This is a genomic window from Vibrio sp. 10N.222.46.A1, from assembly GCF_041473595.1.
Classification (GTDB): domain Bacteria; phylum Pseudomonadota; class Gammaproteobacteria; order Enterobacterales; family Vibrionaceae; genus Vibrio; species Vibrio tasmaniensis_A.
Genome location: NZ_JBFRSN010000764.1, coordinates 1 through 696, shown reverse-complemented (window position 1 = coordinate 696; position 696 = coordinate 1). Strand labels below are relative to the sequence as shown.

General features: G+C 44.1%; 1 protein-coding gene. It reads left to right on the top strand.

Annotated elements, in window-relative coordinates; all coding sequences use genetic code 11:
- On the top strand, nucleotides 1-585 hold a 585-nt coding region (locus AB4496_RS19760), incomplete at its 5' end, for a formate/nitrite transporter family protein (protein WP_372131700.1).
- Nucleotides 586-696: the final 111 nt, after the last annotated feature.

The following is a 696-nucleotide window of genomic DNA, read 5'->3' as shown; positions in this document are numbered from 1 at the left end:
CTAGTAACGGGTGTATTTGGCCTTGCTCCTTTAGCGAAATTCGATAACCGCCCAGGTGTGACTTGGGGCCGTGTTCTACGTTGTTGGGGTATTGTTGGTCTTGGTAACCTTATCGGTTCTTTAATTGTTGCAGTGTTAGTGGCAATTTCACTTACAGGTAACTTCTCTTTAGATCCAAACGCAGTAGCACAAAAGTTCATTGCGGTTTCTACAGCTCGTAGCTTAGGTTTTGAAAACATGGGTATGGACGGATGGATCACGTGTTTCGTACGCGGTATCTTCTGTAACCTAATGGTATGTCTAGGCGTGATTGGTAACATGACAGCACGTACTGTGTCTGGTCGTGTAGCAATGATGTGGTTCCCAATCTTCATCTTCTTCGCACTAGTATTTGAGCACACAGTGGTAAACATGTTCCTATTCCCACTGGGTATGATTCTTGGCGCTGACTTCGGTATCGCGACATGGTTGAACTTCAACCTTATCCCAACAATCTTAGGTAACATCGTTGGTGGCCTACTGTTAACGTGTGTTCCTCTATACCTGACTCATGCTAAAACAGCTCCTTCTCTAGGCGCGAAGTAATACGGTAAACGTAAGTTAGTATGAGATTGAAAGCCCCAACAACGTGTTTGGGGCTTTTTTAGTTTGAAAGCTGTCAATGTATTCTCGGGCAGAAAACACCTTAGTTATCAT